This window comes from Aeromonas sp. ZOR0001, from assembly GCF_000801015.1.
GTDB lineage: Bacteria > Pseudomonadota > Gammaproteobacteria > Enterobacterales > Aeromonadaceae > Aeromonas > Aeromonas veronii.
The window spans coordinates 1-275 of record NZ_JRJY01000023.1; the positions used below are offsets into that span (position 1 = coordinate 1).

Annotated in this window: 1 protein-coding gene; it reads right to left on the reverse strand. The window is 49.5% G+C overall.

Features of this window, described 5'->3' with window-relative positions; all coding sequences use genetic code 11:
* Nucleotides 1-152: 152 nt before the first annotated feature.
* A partial coding sequence (locus L972_RS20520; RefSeq protein ID WP_231560896.1) for an IS1 family transposase occupies nucleotides 153-275 on the reverse strand: 123 nt, incomplete at its 5' end.

The window sequence follows — 275 nt, forward strand, 5'->3', positions numbered from 1 at the left end:
ATCAGAAGGATCGGTCAATGGATCCTTAACTGATCGGCATTAGGTGCTTGTGCATGTTTACCAGCCCCTTCGTACTGCACACGGCTCCACGATCAGGATCTTGGCGGACTCAGGAGAGGAAATAGCCTATCGAGGGAGGGTAATGCCTCCAATCAGTTTAAATGGTACCTTTCGATAAAGGCACCAATTACTTTCTCGTGGAGCTCAATGGAACGAGAGAAGCAGATGGTTTTGCGAGCCAATCGCTTGATGCGCGTTCTGAGCGTCAGGTTGTT